The sequence below is a fragment of the Virgisporangium ochraceum genome (assembly GCF_016863655.1).
Classification (GTDB): domain Bacteria; phylum Actinomycetota; class Actinomycetes; order Mycobacteriales; family Micromonosporaceae; genus Virgisporangium; species Virgisporangium ochraceum.
On the sequence record NZ_BOPH01000010.1, the window covers coordinates 1 to 17,015 of the forward strand.

Consider the following 17,015-nt stretch of genomic DNA (forward strand, 5'->3'; position numbering starts at 1 on the left):
AACGATCAACAGCCACCCGAACCCCGCGAAGACAGCGCGTCCGACCAGTAGCGCGATGTCAGGTCGTGGACCGGCCGCGCCGCCCACGGTCTCGCCGTCGCCAAGGCGTGCGCCGTCGCCGTGGCGTGCGCCGTCGCCGTGGCCTGCGCCGTCGCCGAGGCGTGCGCCGTCGCCGAGGCCCGCGTCGATCTTGCACTTGTGGCCGCCCCCATTTGCGGAAATGTCATGTTTTTGGGGAGGCCACAACTGCAAGATCGGCGCAGCGGGGGGCGTCGCGCTGCGTGGGTTGGGCCACGCGGCACTCCGGGGGCTTGACGGAGCGCTACTTGCCTATGTCCCGCAGCCTCGGCATGACCTGCTCCGCGACGCCGTTGGCGAACTCGACCGGGTGCCGGTCGGGCATCGTCTGCACCTCGGACACGCCCAGGCGGGCGTAGGCCTCGGCCGCCGTGAGCCACGCGTCGACGTCGGCGAGGGCCGGCTGCGTGATCAGCACGGTCTTCTCGATCGTGTCGTAGTCGCGGCCCTCGGCCTCGCAGTGGCTGCGGAGAACGTCGAGCTTGTGCTCCACGTCGGCGGTGTCGATGCCCCCGAACACGTTGCACGCGTCGGCGTACTTCGCCACCAGCCGCAGCGTCTTCTTCTCGCCGCCACCGCCGATGAGGATCTTCGGCCGCGGCGTGCTCAGGGCCGGCGGGTAGTTGCGGGTCTCGGCGAGGTCGTAGTGCCGGCCCTTGAACGGGCCGTTGTCGTCGCTCCACATCTGCAGGCAGATCTGCAGCGTCTCCTCCAACCGCTCGAACCGCTCGGCGACCGGCACCACCGGCACGCCGAGTCCCCGCTGCTCCCGCTCGTACCAGGAGGCGCCGATGCCGAGCCTCGCCCGCCCACCCGAGAGGACGTCGAGCGTGGTGACGATCTTCGCCAGCAGGCCCGGGTGCCGGTACATCACGCCGGTCACCATCAGGCCCAGCGTCATCCTGTCGGTCTTCGCCGCCACGTAACCCAACGTCGTGTAGCCCTCGAGCATCGGCTCGTCGACGTCGGCCATCCCCTCCATCTGGAAGAAGTGGTCCATGACCGTGAACGAGGAGACCCCCGCCTCCTCGACGATGTGTGCCGTCTCGGCGAGCGTCGGCGCGATCGCGGCCGGCTCGGCGGGCGTCGAGTAGTTCCAGTAGTGCACGCCTAGCTTCATGCCGTCGATTCTGCTCCTGGTGCCCGAAAGCCCAGGTCACTTGGTATGCACTCCAACCACCTGTGGACAAGTTGTCCACAGGGCACAGCCGGCCCTTCCCAGGGCGACCGGCACCCCCGGCGCGACGCGCAGCTGTGGGCAGCCGTGCTGGCGGGCATCGCCCGGCCGCGACCTCGACGGCGCGGTCGGATGGCTGATCGGGCCGTCGCCGCGCGCCGCACCACACCGGCCAGGTCGCCGGCAACGCTGACCGCCCGGCACAGGGTGCGGTGGCGGCGGGAACTGCCCGATGCACTGTCGGACGTCGCGGACGGCTGTCACTCGCCTCTCGAACCGCGGTACAGCCGGCGGGTCGTCGGACACGTCGCCGAGCGCCTGCGACGGAACTGTATGAAACCTATCGGGTCGGGCCCGACGCATCGGTTAGCTTCATGGTGCAGCCGACCCGGAGCTAGCAACGGGGGTGGTCGGCTGCGGGAGGTTGGCCAACCTGTCCCTCAGCGTGGCGGCCGCCGGGTGGCCGAGGTCGTCGAGGATCGTCGCGGCCCGGCGCCACGCGTCGGCCGCGGCGGTCACGTCGCCGGCGTCGGCCTGGGCGGCGCCCAGGTTCTCCAGCGTCGACGCCTCCTCGTAGCGGTCGCCCGACTCGCGGAACCGCAGCAGCGCCTCCTCGAAGCTCGCCACCGCGTCGGCGAAGCGGCCCAGCTGGTGCTGCACGTAGCCGAGGCTGTCCCAGGCGTGGGCGGCGTCGACGCGGTCGTCGCCGGCCTGGTGCAGGTCCAGGGCGCCGGTGCAGAACACCAGCGCCTTCTCGAAGTCGCCGCGTTGGGCGTGGATCCAGCCGATCGCGTTCAGGGTGCGCGCCTCGCCGTTGCGGTGACCCACCTCCCGGTACAGCTCCCGCGCCGACTCGGAGAACTCCAGCGCCCGGTCGAACTCGCCGGTCGAGTAGTTCAGCTGCGCGAGCGTCCCCTGGGTGTGCGCCCGCTCCAACCGGTCGCCGACCGCCTCGAACAGCTCCGCGGTGAGCCTCAGCTCGTCGCCGGCCTCGCCGACGCGTCCCAACCGCACGTACATGCCCGCCAGCGCCCGGCGGACCTGGGCCTCCGCGGTGCGGTCCCCGGCACCGCGGGCCGCGCCCAGCGCCGCCCGCAACGCGTCGACGGCCTGGTCGAGGTAGCCCTGCCGGTAGAAGAACACGTACATCGCCAGGGCCAGGTCCCACGCGGCCCGCGCCGGCCGGCTCCGGGCCGCCGTGCGTACGGCGTCGACCAGCAGTGGACGCTCGTGAGCGAACCAGCGCAGCGCGTCCGCCGCGTCGGCGAGGGCCGGTGGCACCACACCGGGTACGGGATCGGGCAGCGGTTCGTGGCCGCGCCGGCTGTGGAGCAGCCGCGAACCGGCGTCGGCCACGTGCGTGTAGTGGTCGACCAGGCGCCGCAGCGCCGGCTCCGCCTCACCGGCGCCGACCTGCTCGCGGGCGTACGCGCGGAGCAGGTCGTGCAGGCCGAACCGGCCCCACGGCAACGCCACCACCAGGTTCGCCGCCACCAGCGCGTCGAGTGCCGCGCGGGCCCGGTCGAGCGGGTAGCCGGCCAGGCTCGCCACCGCCGGCAGCCCGATGTCGGGCCCGGGCGTGAGGCCGATCAGCCGGAAGACGCGGGCCGGCACCGGGTCGAGCGCCCGGTACGAGCTGGCGAACACCGACCGCAGGTCGGTCGCCGGGTCGGCCTGCCGGAACGGAGCGAGGTCGGCCGAGCGCGACGGGTCGGGCCGCATCGCCTCCCGCAGGTCGGCGGCGATCGTCGCGAGCGGCAGGTCGGGCCGCAGCACCGCCCGGGCGGCGACCACCGCGAGCGCCAGCGGAAGCCGGGCGCACCGGGTCACGATCTCCCGTGCGGCCTCCGGCTCGGCGGCCAGCCGCCGCGCACCCATCCGCCGGACCAGCAACGCGTGCGCCTCGTGCGCCGGCAGCACGTCGAGGACCACCGGCAGCGCACCCTCGCTGACGACCAGCCCGGCGAGGTCCGACCGGCTGGTCACCACCGCGAGCGACGACGACCCGGGCAGCAGCGGACGCACCTGCCCGGCATCGCGGGCGTTGTCGAGCACCACCAGCAGCCGCCGGTCGGCGAGCAGGCTGCGGTACAGGGCGGCCCGCTCGGCGAGGTCCGGCGGAACCCGCTCGGCGGCCACCCCGAGCGCGTCGAGGAACCCGCGCAGCGCCTCGGCCGCACCGACCGGTGAGCCGCTCGGGTCGAACCCGCGCAGGTTCACGTACAGCTGACCGTCGGGGAACGACTCGCGGATGCGGTGCGCCCAGTGCACGGCCAGCGCCGTCTTGCCGACGCCGGCGGTGCCGGCGATCGCGGTGATCAGCACCGCCGGGGAAGGACCGTTACGGGACGCGGCGAGCGCCTCGTCGAGCTGACGCAGGTGACCCGCGCGCCCGGTGAACGCGGGCAGGTCACCGGGCAGCTGCGCGGGCCTGACAGGAGCGGGCGCGGGCTCCTTCGGCCCGGGGTCCGGGGGCTCGGCGGCGGTCGCGGCGAGGATCTCGCGTTGCGCCGCCCGCAGCACGGGACCCGGCTCCACCCCGAGGTGCTCCACCAGCGCGGCCCGGGCCTCGGTGTAGACCCGCAGCGCCGCCGCCACGTCACCCTGCCGGTGCAGCGCGCGCATGAGCAGCGCCTGCGCCCGTTCCCGCAACGGATGCGCGGTGACCAGCTCCCGCAGCGCCGGCAGGGCGGCGGCCGCCGCGCCCAGGTCGACCCGCACCTCGGCCAGCTCCTCGACGGTCGCGAGCTGCGCCTCGTCGAGCGCCGCCGCGTAGGCACGCAGCCGCGTACCCGCCGCGACACCAGCCAGCGCCGACCCGCGCCACAGCCGGCCGGCCTCCTCCAGCAGCCGGGCGCTGCCGGCCAGGTCGCCGCCGGCCCGCGCGTCGGCGGCCCGCTGCCGCAGGTCGTCGAACACCAGCGCGTCGCAGGTGGGCGGGTCGAGGGTCAGCTGGTAGCCGTCGCCGCTGCGGACGATGACGTCCGGCGAGCCGGCCGCGGCGAACGCCCGGCGCAGGTTGGCGGCGTAGGTGCGCACGTTCGCGACCGCCGACTCGGGCGGGTCGTCGGGCCACACCTCGTCGATGAGGTCGTCGAGGCCGACGGTCCGGTTGGCGCGGGCGACGAGGAGCGCGAGGACCGTGCGCTGCTTCTTCGCGCCGAGGGACACCGGCTCGCCGTCGAGGTGAACCCGCAACGGACCGAGCACGGCGAACATGAGCACCGCTTATCTTCTCATCGGGCGGCTCGTTGAGCGGCGCATGGGCGGCTCATGGGCGGCTCGTTGAGCGGCTCATGGGCGGCTCATTGAGCGGCGACGAATCCGTACAGGTGCGCGGCGAGGTCGGCCGGCACGGTCCACAGTGCGTGCGGCAGCACCGCGTTGCCGCCGGTGTAGGTCAACCGCAGCAGCGGCTGGCCGGCCTCGGTGCCCAGCGCCACCTTGGGCTTGCGGGCCGTGCCGAGGCCGCCGAGCCCGAAGAGCACGACCGGGTCGCGGGTGGTCAGCCCGTGCCGGGTGCGCTCGTCGTGCCAGGCGCGGTAGGCCGCGCCCAGTCGCCACGGCGCCAGGTCGGTGAACCCGGTGTAGAGGTTGGTGACCCACGTGCCGGTGACCTCGGCCCGGAAGTGCCGGTGCGGCACGCCGGCCAGGATCCGCAGCAGGTCGGGCTCGACCCGCACCCCGGCCGCGTCGAACGCGTCGGGCCAGGCCGAACGGCGCATCGCGTCGACCACCGGGGCGACGTCGTCGGGGTGCTCGACCTGCCAGCGGTTCGTCGGTCCGGTGCCGGCGTGGTCCCGGCGCCACAGCCACGGGGTCAGGTCCCACCGGTGCGGCTGGTTGGCGGAGATCAGGTCGGCCGCGCCGACCAGCAGGTCCGGGCCGTGCGCCCGCGCGGTGAGCCACCGGGTGCGCAGGTGGGGCCGTACGCCGGGGTCACGGGCCAGCGCCACCACGGCGCTGCGCAGGTACCGGCCGTTGCGGTCGCGGGGGAAGTGGAAGCACAGTGCCGACGGGTCGATGGCCGCGGCCGCCGCGGCGAACTGCGCCGGCACCTCCGCGACCCGCACCCGCGCCGACTCGGCCGCGGCCCGGCGGTGCTCGAACCGCCGTCGCTCGCGGCGCAGCCGCGCCTTCGGGTCCTCCACGGGCGGGTCGACGGTGAACAGGCCGGCCCGGCGGTGCCAGAGGATCAGCTCGTCGGCGGCCGCGCGGGCCTGCTCGAAGAGCCGGAACACCACGATGGGACGCGGGCCGTGCCCGCCGAGGCCGTCGTCGTCCTCCCGGATCTGCACCTCGAAGACGAGGTCGCCGGGCGAGTCGAGGTCGTAGCCGGTGCGCGGGTCACGCGCGTATCCGCCGCCGCCGGCCCGCCGGTGTCCGCGCACGGCCGTCACCACGGCGTCCCACGAGTCGTCCTCGGCCGTGCAGCGCAGCGCCGCGACCGGTGTCTGCGGCGCGCCGGTCGCGTCGGGCGCCGCCGGCCGGAACGACCCGCCGCTCACCGGCACCCCGGCCTCCGCGCACAGCGTGGCCACCGGTTCGAGGAGTCGCATCCGGAACGCAGCATGGACGTCATCAGTGCGCACGGCGAAATTGTCGCGGCAACGACCGGGTCCCGTATAGTGGTGGGCCTGATGGCATTGCGGCTCCGACGACGTTGACACGGCCCGCGCCCCGGTTCTGAAGCTGGGCGTGCGAGGCCTTCCGGTCTTTGTCGGAATCTTTCGTTGCGGAGCCTCCCATGCTGGTGTCATCTCTTTCGTCGCTGCTCGCCGGTCGGATCGCTGAGCGGTTTTCAGCCGCCGCTCCCGAGCTCACGTTCGACCCGCAGGTGCGCCGGTCGGCGCACGCCGACTTCCAGGCCGACGGGGTGCTCGCGGCCGGCAGGGCGCTGGGCCGCAACCCGCGCGAGCTGGCCGTCGCGGTGGCCGCCGGCCTCGCCGGTGAGCCGGTGCTCGCCGCGAGCAGCGTCGCCGGTCCCGGGTTCATCAACCTCACGTTCACCGACCGGGCCCTGCTCACGCAGGCCGCGGCGCGGCTGGCCGACGACCGGCTGGGCGTGCCGCTGTCCGACACCGGCCGGGTCACGGTGATCGACTACTCGCAGCCGAACATCGCGAAGGAGATGCACGTCGGGCACCTGCGGTCGACGATCATCGGTGACGCGTTGGCGCGGGTCCTGGGCCACCTCGGCGGCACCGTGGTGCGGCAGAACCACATCGGCGACTGGGGCACCCAGTTCGGGATGCTGATCGAGTACCTCTTCGGTGACGCCGTCGGTGACGAGCCGGCGGGCATCTCGCGGCTGTCGGCGCTGTACCGGGCCGCGCGGGCCCGGTTCGAGGCCGACCCGGCGTTCGTCGAACGGTCGCGGCGGCGGGTGGTCGCGCTGCAGGCCGGTGACCCGGAGACGGTGACCGCGTGGCGCGACATCGTCGCGGAGTCCACGAGGTACTTCACCGACGTGTACGACCGGCTCGGCGTGCTGCTCGAACCGGGCGACGTGGCCGGAGAGAGCTTCTACAACCCGATGCTCGCCGGCGTCGCCGAAGACCTGCTCGCGCTGGGTGTGGCGACCGTGAGCGACGGCGCGGTGTGCGTCTTCTTCGACGACGTCCGCGGCCCCGACGGCGATCCGGTACCGCTGATCGTGCGGAAGAGCGACGGCGGCTACGGATACGCGGCCACCGACCTGGCCGCGGTGCGGTACCGGGTGACCGACCTGCACGCCGACCGGGTGCTGTACGTCGTCGACGCGCGGCAGGCGCTGCACTTCCGCATGGTCTTCGAGACCGCGCGGCGGGCCGGGTGGGTCCCGGACGGGGTGGCGGTGGAGCACGTGCGGTTCGGGCTGATGCTCGGGCCGGGCGGGCGGCCGTTCAAGACCCGGTACGGCGGCAACGCCCTGTTCACCGACCTCATCGACGAGGCCGTCGCCGGCGCGCGGAAGGTCATCGACACCAAGAATCCAGAGGTCGACGCCGGGGTTCTGGCGGAGCGGGCGAGGCAGGTGGGCATCGGCGCACTCAAGTACGCCGACCTCGCCACCAGCCGCACCCGTGACTACGTGTACGACCCGGCCCGGATGCTGTCCCTGACCGGGAACACGAGCGTCTACCTCCAGTACGCGCACGTCCGGGCACGGTCGATCCTGCGGAAGGCCGGCGCCGACGGTGCCATCGACACCGGCCTTCCGCTGGAGGCGGCCGAGCGGCTGCTGATCCTCGACCTCGACGGGTTCGCCGACGCCGTGGAAGAGGTCGGACAGACGCTGGAACCGCACCGGCTGTGCGGGTACCTCTTCCGGTTGGCACAGAGCTTCACGGCGTTCTTCGAGAGGTGTCCGGTGCTCACGGCTCCTGCACCGGTGCGGGAGAACCGGCTGGCACTGTGTCTCCTGACGGCTCGGACGCTGCGGGCGGGCCTGGAACTGCTGGGGATCGAGTCGCCCGACCGCCTCTGACCAACCGCACGGCGAGCACCAGGTACGGGATGCACAGCAGCGCGAACGCGCCCTGGTGCCCCGCCGCGGTCGCCAGCACGGCGTAGCAGCCGTAGACGGCGATCGTTCCGACGTCGGTCGTCATGCCGGCGAGCGACGTCACCGTGGCGCGGGCCGGGCCGGTGATCGCGTGCTGGAGCCGGACATCGGCGAGCACCGTGGCGAGCTGGAACCCGCCGAACGCCACCGCCACCGCCACCATCGCGGCGGGATGGCGGATCAGTGCGGCTGCCGCGAGCACCGCGGCCGAGGCCGCCAGCAGCGCGCCGAACCCGACCCGGCCGAGCGTCTCGGCGCGTCCGGTGAGCAGGCCGCCGGCGGCCACGCCCGCCCAGACGAGCAGCTCGAACAGCGGCACGCCCGCGACCGGCACCCCGGTGCCCAGGATCAGCAGGGGCGTGTACTCCTCCAGCGCACCCCAGATCGCCGCCACCACCGCGACGGTCACCACCGCGGACCGCACCGCCGGGACCCGCTTCACCTCCAACGTGCCGGCGCGAAGCAGTCCGGTGAAAGAGCCGCCCTCACGTGCGTCTCCGATGGGTTTGCGATGTTCGGGGAAGACGGCCGCGACCGCCGCGGTGAGCAGGCTCACGACGGCGCTGGCGACCCCGACGGCGGCGTAACCGCCGAACGCGAGCGCGGGTGCGGCGAGCGCCATCGCGAGCACGACGCCGATGGTGCCGGCGGCGGAGGCGCGGCCCATGATCGTGCCGTAGCGGTCTTCCGCGCCGACGCGTTCGAGCTCCTCGTAGACGAGCGCCTCCAGGGCGCCGGACGCGAGCGCGCCCTTGAGGCCCCAGAGCAGGAAGCCGAGCGCGAACACCCAGTAGGACGGAAACGCCACCCAGGACGCGAACGCGACGACCGTGAGCAGCGGACCGGCGATGAGCAGCAGCCGCCGCGACACCGTGTCGGCCCAGATGCCCGAGGGCACCTCCAGCACGAGGCTGCTACCCGACCAGATGATGAACAGCGAGGTGATCTGCCAGACCGAGAGCCCGGTGCCGGCGAACAGCAGGGCGTAAACCGGGTAGAGCAGGACAAGATCGTCCAGAAGCGAGTAAGCGTAGAGCGCGGCGGCGATCCGCCGAGATGTGTTGACCATGGACCCTTCCCACCCGAAACCAACGGACGTCGAACAAGCGACGCCCGCGGCGGAGCGCGGGGTGTTGCGGGGCTAGATCAACATCGCCAGGTCATGGCGCGAGGGTATCCGAGGAGGGCGGGGAGGGGACAGCGTTTTCCGGCCGCCTCCTGGCGGTGCCGGGTGCCTCCTCGCGGTAGGGGCCGCTCGCCGTGGATGTGGTGCCTCCTCGCCGCGGTGGGCCGTTCGCCGTGGCAGGCCGCCCGCCGCGGACCCTGGCACCTCCTCGCCGTGGTGGGCTGCCCGGCGTGGACCCCGGCCTCCACGCCACGGCCGGTCGCCCGCCGGTCCTACCACCTCTCACCGCCGAAGGCCGCTCTTCGCCGCCCGCCGGCTCATCTCCTCGTCGATCTTGCAGTTATGGCCGCCGATAAGCCGTACAAATCCGTATAAAGGTGCGGCCACAACTGCAAGATCGACGGAAGGGCTTCTCGCGACGCAGGGCGGCGGCACCGCAGCAAGGGGCGGGGACAGGCAGCGGACGCGGCAGGTAGCGCGGCAGGAAGGTGGCGGGCGCGGCACGCAGCGCAGCCGGCAGGCAGGCGCGGCAGGCAGTAGGCGGCGGGCAGCGGGCGGCTTGCCAGCTGGCATGGCAGGCGCGGGCAAGGGCGCCACACGCGAGTCAGGGCTTGGGCACCACGGGCATCGCGTCCGTGGCAGGCGGCCGCGTTCGCGGGAGGAGGACTGCGCGTCGGCGCAAGAAGTGGACAGCTTCTCGGAAAGTTTGGACGAGTGCTTGTGGGGTTGGTCACGGCGCGCCTATGGTCACCTCACCCGCCACCCCACTTCGCAAGGGATTGCGATGCCTCGCAGCAGATCCGCCCTCACCACGGCCGTCCTCGGCCTCTCCCTCCTCGTCGTCCCCGCGCAGCAGGCCTCCGCCGCCCCGGCGGCCACGCCCGTCGTGACCCGCGCGGCGCTCGATCCGGCACTCGTCGCCGGACGGGGTGCCGCCGTCGACTTCCTCGAGCAGGAAGCCGAGAACGCCACCACCAACGGCACGGTGATCGGCCCGTCACGGGCCGCCTACACACTGCCGGCCGAGGCGTCCGGCCGGAAGGCCGTGCGACTCGAGGCCGGGCAGTATGTCGAGTTCGTGCTGCCGGCCGCCACCAACGCGATCACCGTGCGGTACGCGTTGCCCGACGCGCCGAGCGGCGGGGGCATCACCGCGCCGCTCGACGTCACGGTGAACGGCAAGGCCCGGCGCACGATGACGCTGACCTCGCAGTACGCCTGGCTCTACAACCAGTACCAGTTCACCAACGACCCGAACGCCGACCTGTTGCATCCCGACTGGTGGGTCGCCGAGTGCGCCTGCGTGCCCGCCCAGACCACGCCGGCGCCGGTGTTCGCCAAGCCGTTCCGGCCGATGCACTTCTACGACGAGCAGCGCATGTGGCTCGACCGCACGTACAAGGCCGGCGACCGGATCCGGCTCACGGCGCCGGCGTCCACAAACGCGGCGTACACGGTGGTCGACCTGCTGGACACCCACCTCGTCGGGTTGCCGCGGGTGCGGCTCATCGCGTCCAATGTGCTCTTCTTCGGCGCCGACCCCAGCGGCCGCAAGGACTCGGCGGACGCCTTCGACCGCGCGATCGCGTTCGCGCACCGCACCGGGCTGACGGTGTACGTGCCGCCGGGCACGTACCAGGTGAACCGGCACATCATCGTCGACGACGTCACGATCGAGGGCGCCGGCAACTGGTACACCGTCATCAAGGGAAGCGAGGTGGCGCTGGACACGCCGGCCGAGGACGGCTCCACCCATACCGGGGTCGGCTTCTACGGGAAGTGGGCGGAGGACGGCGGATCCTCGAACGTCCACCTGTCCGGGTTCTCCATCGAAGGTGACGTGCGTGAGCGCATCGACATCGACCAGGTGAACGGCATCGGCGGGGCGATGAGCGACTCGACGATCGACGGGCTGCACATCCGCCACACCAAGGTGGGCATGTGGTTCGACGGTCCGATGACGAACCTCCGCGTCACGAACAACATCATCGTCGACCAGATCGCCGACGCGCTCAACTTCCACACCGGCGTGACGAACTCGGTGGTGCGCAACAACTTCGTGCGCAACACCGGCGACGACGGGCTCGCGATGTGGGCCGAGAACGAGACGAACTCCGGCAACGTCTTCGACCGCAACACCGTGCAGACACCCACGCTCGCGAACGGCATCGCCATCTACGGCGGGCACGACAACACGGTGTCGAACAACCTCGTGGCCGACCCGCTACGGGAGGGAAGCGGCCTGCACGCCGGCTCGCGCTTCGGCGCCGAGGCCTTCACCGGGCACCTGTGGTTCACGAACAACACCACCGTGCGGGCCGGCGGCCTCGACCTGAACTGGAACCTCGGGCTGGGCGCCATCTGGTTCTACGCGCTCGACCGCAGCATCGAGGCCGACATCCAGGTGGTCGGCAACCACTTCCTCGACAGCACCTACAACGCCATCATGCTGGTGAGCGACTGGCCGGTGAAGGACCTGTACGCCATCACCAACGTGAACTTCCGCGACACCCGGGTCGACGGCACGGGCACGTCGGTGGTGAGCGCGCGGGTTCGTGGAAGCGCGAGCTTCGGGAACGTCGATGCCCGGAACGTCGGCGCGGTCGGCGTGAACAACTGCGGGTCGTTCAACTTCCCGCCGACCGGGTCGGAGTTCTCCCTGACCGACCGGGGCGGCAACGACGGTGGCTGGTTGGCGCCGTGGATGCTGCCCAACACGATCACGTGCGACGACCGCCCCCCGGTGGTCGCCCCGCCGCCGCCGTCTCCCTGGTGATGTGACGAGCTGGGCCCGCCCCGTGACGGGCCCAGCTCGGTCCTCATACCCTGGCGAGTTGCTGGGCCGCGATCTTCACGATCTGCTTGCAGTTGCCGGTGGCACCGTCCATTGTGGACGCCACTACCGTGACCCAGCTGACGATCCGCCCCTTGCCGATGAAGGCTTCGCAGACCGCGCCCTTGGTGTTGCCCTTGGCCGAACGCTCGGTCCAGGCGTACGACACCTCGACGCCGGGCAGCGTTCCGAGTTGCATCGGACCGGCGATCGTGTACTGCGTGCCGTCGGTCGTGTAGGTCCTGCACGAAGCGGCCGCTGTCTTCACCGCGGCGATCGCCTCCGCGGCGGTGACCGCTTCGTTGCCGGTGACGAGGTTGTTCACCCAGTACCTGTCGTTCTTCCAGCTGCGCTCGAAGCCGTGGTTCTCACCGATCTCGTCGGTGGGAAGCTCCGCGTCGCAGACCCGGCTCAGCTGGAACAGGTCCTCGTCGTCGGCCTCCTCCGTCTGTGCCGGCCCGCCGATGCTCACCAGACCGTTCACGGGAATCACCGCCGTGCGGATCTTCTCCTTCAGGTCCGACGCCTTCGGTGTCGGCGACGACTGCTGCCGGTTCGGTCCCCCCGCCGCGGCCGCCGCGTCGCTGTCACCCGACCGGGACCCGCGCTTCTTCCGGCCCGGTGTACACCCGGTAGTGGCGGCTACCGCGAGTATCAACGCCATGGCCGTCAGTTTCTGTCGCCTCCCCCGGCGACAGACCAGCGTCTTCCGCATCCGTTCAGTTCCCCCTCGTGTGGACGCGTGTCGATTCAACGGCCGGAAACCTAGCAACTGTCCGCAACCCGTTAATACGTTGCTTGACAGGAGGGTTAGGGTCGTTCTAGTGCGTTGGGTGCGCGCCGCGACTCGCCGGAAGGCTCGAAGCCATCCCCGCTGTGAGTCGTGCGCCCGTGCGAGTCCGGGCACGAACGAGGTGTGTCTCTCGTGAAAACGCTCCCCGACAACCCCAACCTCGAGCACCTGCGTCGCCAGGCGAAGGATCTGCTCGCCGGCCTGCGCGACAGCAACCCCGCGGCGACGCTGGCCGACGCCCAGGCGACGCTGGCCGCGCAGTACGGGTTCCACGGCTGGCCTGCCCTGAAGGCCGAGGTCGACCGCCTCCAGGGCGCGGCCGACGTCGCCGATCCCGCGCTGGCGCGGGCGATTGCCGAACGCTTCGACCTCGGCGCGGTCACCGGCGCGATGCGGTCGCTCGCCCGTCCCGACGAGATGGGACGCCGGTGGGCGCTCGACACGGCCACTGGGCGATGGGCGGTACGCACGGTCGACGGCGTCTACCCACCCACCGACGGCGAGCCCGACGTCGCCCTCCAGGAGGCGGCCGCCACCGCCGGTGTCGTGCTGCCGCGGCCCGTCCGCAGCGGCTCCGGTCTCGTGGTCGAGGAGATCCAGGGCAACCGGTGGCGGGTGCACGAGTGGCCGCACTCCGGTCCACCGCTGTCGGCGCCGGTCGGTGCCGTGTCGTGCGCCGCCGTCGGCCGGATCCTGGCGACCGTGCACGGCCTGCGGCTGCCGGCCGACCGGATCTGCGGCTGGCACTCCGTTCGCCTCAACCCGCTCGGCTGGGCCGACCTCGCTGAGAAGGCACCCGCGTGGGCGCCCCTGATCGAGGCCGCGTCCGACACCCTCGCCAACCTCGACCAGCTGTCCACAATGGAGGGTGATCCGGAGCCACCGGTGTTCGTGCACAACTCGCTGATCCCCGGCAACGTGCGGCTCGGCCGGTCGGACACGCTGGTGGTCACCGGCTGGGAGCACGCGGCCGGCCAGCCGCCGAGCTGGGAGCTCGGCGAGGCACTGAGCCACTGGGCCGTCGACCCGAACGGCGGGGTCAACGAGGTGGGCGCCCGTGCGCTGCTGGACGGGTACGCGGAGGTGGCCGGTGGCCTGCCACCGGTGTCGGAGGCGATGTTCCGGGGCACCGCGACGAGCCTGGCGAACTACGTGGCCGGTCAGGTCGAGTTGGCCCTGAGCACGGGCGACGAGTACGACGGGCGGAGCGTGGCGCATCTGCTGACCCACCTTCCGGACAGGGCCGCGTTCGAGACGCTGCTCGCGGTGGCGAGGGGGTAGGCGGGGTCGGCGGTGTGGCCTACTCGGCGGCCACCGCCGCGAGGATGTCCGACCGGGCGGCCCGCCGGGCCGGCCACACCGCCGCGACCACTCCCACGAGCACCATCCCCACCAGGCTCACCAGCACCAGCGGTACCGGGACGTCGATCAACCACAGCTCCCGGGCGAGCATGACGTGCTGGAGCACCCCGCCCAGCGCCAGCCCGACCAGCACGCCGAGCAGCCCGCCGTATCCCGTGATCACGATGCTCTCCAGCCGCACGGCCCGCCGGACGAACGCCTGCCCGGCACCCACCGCGCGGAGCACCCCGATCTCGCGGGTGCGTTCGAGCACCGACAACGCGAGCGTGTTCACGACGCCGAACACCGCGATCACCAGGGCGGCGCCGAACAGCGCATAGATGACCGACAGCACGAGCTCGAAGCCCCGCACCAACCGGGAGACCACCTCGTCGCGGTCGCTGACCAGGATGTCGGGCCGGTCGCGGAAGGCCTCTTCGAGGGCGGCGCGGGAGCCCGTGGCGTACACGGCCTCGACGTCGCCCCGGTACTTCTCCGGTACCAGCGCGCGGTCGATGAACAGGCCGGGCTGCGCCTCCCAGCCCGAGTAGACGCCGGCGACGGTCACCTCGCGGGACTCCGTGTCGCTGAACCGCAGCGTCACGCGATCGCCCGGTTCCACGTGGAACTGGTCGGCGTACCAGCGCAGGAGCACCACGCCTTGTCCCAGGTCACTCGAGCCACGCTCGATCGGCAGGTGGAGGGTCGCGGCCAGGGCGGCCGGGTCGACGGCGCTCACGCTGATGCCGCCGTGGTCCCAGTCGGCCCAGCCGCGGGGCACGGCGAGCGACGCGGTCACGCCGGGCGTCGCGGCCACCGTCGCCGGCACGTCCGCCGACAGGCGCGCGCCGTCGAGCGCGGGCTCCACGACCGTGGTGGACGCGGGAACCAGCCCCCGGATGGCGTCTCCGGCCACGGCGCCGAACCCCGTACCCACGACCGCGAAGGCGGTCACCAACGCCAGTCCCACCACGAGCGACGACGCGGTGGCCGCCGTGCGGCGCGGATCGCGGACGGCGTTGCGCACCGCCAACCGGAGCGCCGGCCCGCGGGTCACGACCCTCGACAGTGGACGGAGGACGGCCGCCGCCATCAACGGCGCCAGCACCAGCAGGCCGACCCACGCCACCAGGGCACCGAGAACCGACAGCACCCGGTCGGTCTCGTCGAGCCGCGTCCCGGAGTGGGCCGCCACCAGCGCCACACCGGCGGCGAACAGCGCCAGCCCCACCACCAGCCGCACCCGCAACGCCCGGCGCGGGATCGTCGCGTCGGACCGCAGCGCAGCGACCGGCGGCACCGCCGCACCCCGCCGCGCCGACCCCCACGCCGACACGAGCGTCACCACGACCCCCGCGGTGAACCCGGCTCCGACGCCGACCGGCGACACCGAGTAGACGACCGTCGCCGTCTCCGACCCGAACGCCGCCATCGCCAGCATGCCGAGTCCCACACCGACCGCGGCACCGATCGCCGACCCGACCGTGCCGATGACGCCCGCCTCGGCGAGCACCGCCCGGCGCACCTGGCGCCGGCTCGCGCCGACCGCGCGGAGCAGCGCGTACTGCCGGGTGCGCTGGGTCACCAGCATCGTGAACGTGTTGGCGATGACGAACATGCCGGCCAGCAGCGCCACCGCGGCGAACGCCAGCATGACCTCGCGGACCGAACGGGCGTTGTCGGCGGCCAGGTCGTCGCGCTCGTCGGCGAGTTCGGCGCCGGTGCGCACGGCCCGCCCGCGCTCCGCGTCACCCCGGTCGCCACCGATGGCGGCGGCGGCCGCGTCGGCGAGCGCCGCCTGGCCCGTGCCGGTCGCGGCGACGAGCTCCACCCGGTCGAACGCGTTGCCGAACAGGGCCGGCGCGTCGACGAACGCCAGCGACGGCGCCGGCTCGGCGCCCAGCCCGCGATAGGTGAACAGGCCCACGACCGTGAACCGGCGCGACGCGCCGTCGCCGAGGATCACGCGGGCGGAGTCGCCCACTCGCAGGCCGGCCGCATCGGCCTCGGCCGCGCCGAGCGCCACCTCGTCGGCCCGCTCCGGGCCACGCCCCGAGGTGACCGTGAAGCGCTGCGACGGGTCCCAGTTGGTGCCGGCGCGGTCGGGCCAGACGCCGGCGAGCTTGCCGTCGGCGGCGACCAGCGCGGCGTGGGCCGCGTACACGCCGCTGGCCCGTTCGACGCCGGGCAGGGCGGCCAGCCGGTTCCGGTCGTCGGCCGTGAACCGGGCGTCGGGTTCGCGCGCCTGCACCGCGACGTCGACGTCGGTGCGTGCCGGGGCGCCGGCGGCGCTGCGGGCGGTGGAGTCGGCGATGACCCAGGTGGCGACCATGAAGCCGACCCCGAGCACGATCGCGGCCAGCATCATCGCCAGCCGGCCCTTGTGGGCGGCGAGGTCACGCAGCATCGCGCGGAGCATCAGCGCACCACCCGTCCGTCGGCGAGCGTGACCACGTCGTCGGCGTAGCGGGCGGCGGCCGGGTCGTGCGTCACCATGATCACGGTCTGTCCCAACTCGTCGACGCTGCGCCGCAGGAACGCGAGCACGCCGGCGGACGACGCCGAGTCGAGCGCGCCGGTGGGCTCGTCGGCGAACACCACGTCGGGCCGCGTGATCAGGGCCCGGGCACAGGCCACGCGCTGCTGCTGGCCGCCGGAGAGTTGCGCCGGCCGGTGGTTCAGCCGATCTTGGACGCCGAGCGCGTCGACGATCAGGTCCAGCACCTCGGGGTCGGGCTTCCGCCCGGCCAGGTCGAGCGGCAGCGTGATGTTCTCCAGCGCGTTGAGCGTGGGCAGCAGGTTGAACGCCTGGAACACGAACCCCACCCGGTCGCGCCGCAGCGCGGTGAGCGCCTTCTCGGGCAGCACCGACACCTCGGTGTCACCCAGCCAGATCCGGCCGCTCGTCGGACGGTCGAGGCCGGCGGCGCAGTGCATCAGCGTCGACTTGCCGGAGCCCGACGGTCCCATGATCGCGGTGAACCGGCCCCGGGCGAACTCGACGTCGACGTCGTCGAGCGCGACGACCCGGGCCTCGCTCTCGCCGTACACCTTGGTGAGCCCGGCGACCCGCACGGCGACCGCTGTTGTCGTTGTGGTCATGATCCGACCGTGGCCGAA

At 72.9% G+C, this 17,015-nt stretch carries 10 protein-coding genes and 1 pseudogene; 3 read left to right on the forward strand and 8 right to left on the reverse strand.

Translation table 11 applies throughout. The features are described from left to right. From Voc01_RS03555 to Voc01_RS03570, 4 genes and pseudogenes are all read right to left on the reverse strand, one after another. Positions 1-252 (reverse strand): annotated as a pseudogene (locus Voc01_RS03555) (hypothetical protein); the annotation flags it as partial. Positions 253-322: 70 nt separating this feature from the next. Beyond that, on the reverse strand, positions 323-1,198 hold the full coding sequence (locus Voc01_RS03560; protein WP_203925791.1) for an LLM class F420-dependent oxidoreductase: 876 nt from the start codon (positions 1,196-1,198) through the stop codon (positions 323-325). Positions 1,199-1,627: 429 nt separating this feature from the next. After that, complete coding sequence (locus tag Voc01_RS03565) at positions 1,628-4,474, reverse strand: AfsR/SARP family transcriptional regulator (protein ID WP_239159930.1); 2,847 nt, start codon at positions 4,472-4,474, stop codon at positions 1,628-1,630. 86 nt (positions 4,475-4,560) lie between these two features. Further along, the gene (locus tag Voc01_RS03570; protein WP_203925793.1) at positions 4,561-5,847 is read right to left on the reverse strand and encodes a hypothetical protein; all 1,287 of its coding nucleotides are present in this window, start codon (positions 5,845-5,847) and stop codon (positions 4,561-4,563) included. A 155-nt stretch (positions 5,848-6,002) separates the two neighbouring features. Between Voc01_RS03570 and argS the strand changes: the two genes are divergently transcribed. Continuing rightward, positions 6,003-7,724, forward strand: a complete 1,722-nt coding sequence (gene argS, locus Voc01_RS03575) for an arginine--tRNA ligase (protein ID WP_203925794.1) — start codon at positions 6,003-6,005, stop codon at positions 7,722-7,724. Here argS and Voc01_RS03580 read toward each other — a convergent pair. Beyond that, positions 7,612-8,871, reverse strand: coding sequence for an MFS transporter (locus Voc01_RS03580; protein WP_203925795.1), 1,260 nt, complete (start codon positions 8,869-8,871; stop codon positions 7,612-7,614). The two genes, argS and Voc01_RS03580, sit on opposite strands and share 113 nt — an antisense overlap. Positions 8,872-9,712: 841 nt before the next feature. Here Voc01_RS03580 and Voc01_RS03585 point away from each other — a divergent pair. After that, on the forward strand, positions 9,713-11,704 hold the full coding sequence (locus Voc01_RS03585) for a glycosyl hydrolase family 28-related protein (protein ID WP_203925796.1): 1,992 nt from the start codon (positions 9,713-9,715) through the stop codon (positions 11,702-11,704). A gap of 43 nt (positions 11,705-11,747) precedes the next feature. Here Voc01_RS03585 and Voc01_RS03590 read toward each other — a convergent pair whose 3' ends face one another. Beyond that, complete coding sequence (locus Voc01_RS03590; protein WP_203925797.1) at positions 11,748-12,425, reverse strand: hypothetical protein; 678 nt, start codon at positions 12,423-12,425, stop codon at positions 11,748-11,750. Positions 12,426-12,686: 261 nt separating this feature from the next. Here Voc01_RS03590 and Voc01_RS03595 point away from each other — a divergent pair, with 261 nt between their 5' ends. Then, positions 12,687-13,835 (forward strand): phosphotransferase, encoded by a 1,149-nt coding sequence (locus tag Voc01_RS03595; protein WP_203925798.1) that lies wholly within the window; start codon positions 12,687-12,689, stop codon positions 13,833-13,835. Between the two features lie 19 nt (positions 13,836-13,854). On the opposite strand, the gene Voc01_RS03600 is transcribed toward Voc01_RS03595, so the two are convergent. Both Voc01_RS03600 and Voc01_RS03605 read right to left on the reverse strand, forming a co-directional pair. Then, on the reverse strand, positions 13,855-16,314 hold the full coding sequence (locus tag Voc01_RS03600) for an ABC transporter permease (RefSeq protein ID WP_203925799.1): 2,460 nt from the start codon (positions 16,312-16,314) through the stop codon (positions 13,855-13,857). After that, the gene (locus Voc01_RS03605) at positions 16,314-16,997 is read right to left on the reverse strand and encodes an ABC transporter ATP-binding protein (RefSeq protein WP_203925800.1); all 684 of its coding nucleotides are present in this window, start codon (positions 16,995-16,997) and stop codon (positions 16,314-16,316) included. Before Voc01_RS03605 ends, Voc01_RS03600 begins: the two co-directional genes overlap by 1 nt. Between the last annotated feature and the right edge of the window lie 18 nt (positions 16,998-17,015).

Excerpts from the sequence above, each read along its gene's own strand:
- Voc01_RS03565 (WP_239159930.1), bottom strand. The coding sequence starts at position 4,474 with ATGTTCGCCGTGCTCGGTCCGTTGCGGGTTCACCTCGACGGCGAGCCG.
- Voc01_RS03605 (WP_203925800.1), bottom strand. The coding sequence starts at position 16,997 with ATGACCACAACGACAACAGCGGTCGCCGTGCGGGTCGCCGGGCTCACC.
- Voc01_RS03580 (WP_203925795.1), bottom strand. The coding sequence starts at position 8,871 with ATGGTCAACACATCTCGGCGGATCGCCGCCGCGCTCTACGCTTACTCG.
- Voc01_RS03560 (WP_203925791.1), bottom strand. The coding sequence starts at position 1,198 with ATGAAGCTAGGCGTGCACTACTGGAACTACTCGACGCCCGCCGAGCCG.
- Voc01_RS03600 (WP_203925799.1), bottom strand. The coding sequence starts at position 16,314 with ATGCTCCGCGCGATGCTGCGTGACCTCGCCGCCCACAAGGGCCGGCTG.
- argS (WP_203925794.1), top strand. The coding sequence starts at position 6,003 with ATGCTGGTGTCATCTCTTTCGTCGCTGCTCGCCGGTCGGATCGCTGAG.
- Voc01_RS03590 (WP_203925797.1), bottom strand. The coding sequence starts at position 12,425 with ATGGCGTTGATACTCGCGGTAGCCGCCACTACCGGGTGTACACCGGGC.
- Voc01_RS03585 (WP_203925796.1), top strand. The coding sequence starts at position 9,713 with ATGCCTCGCAGCAGATCCGCCCTCACCACGGCCGTCCTCGGCCTCTCC.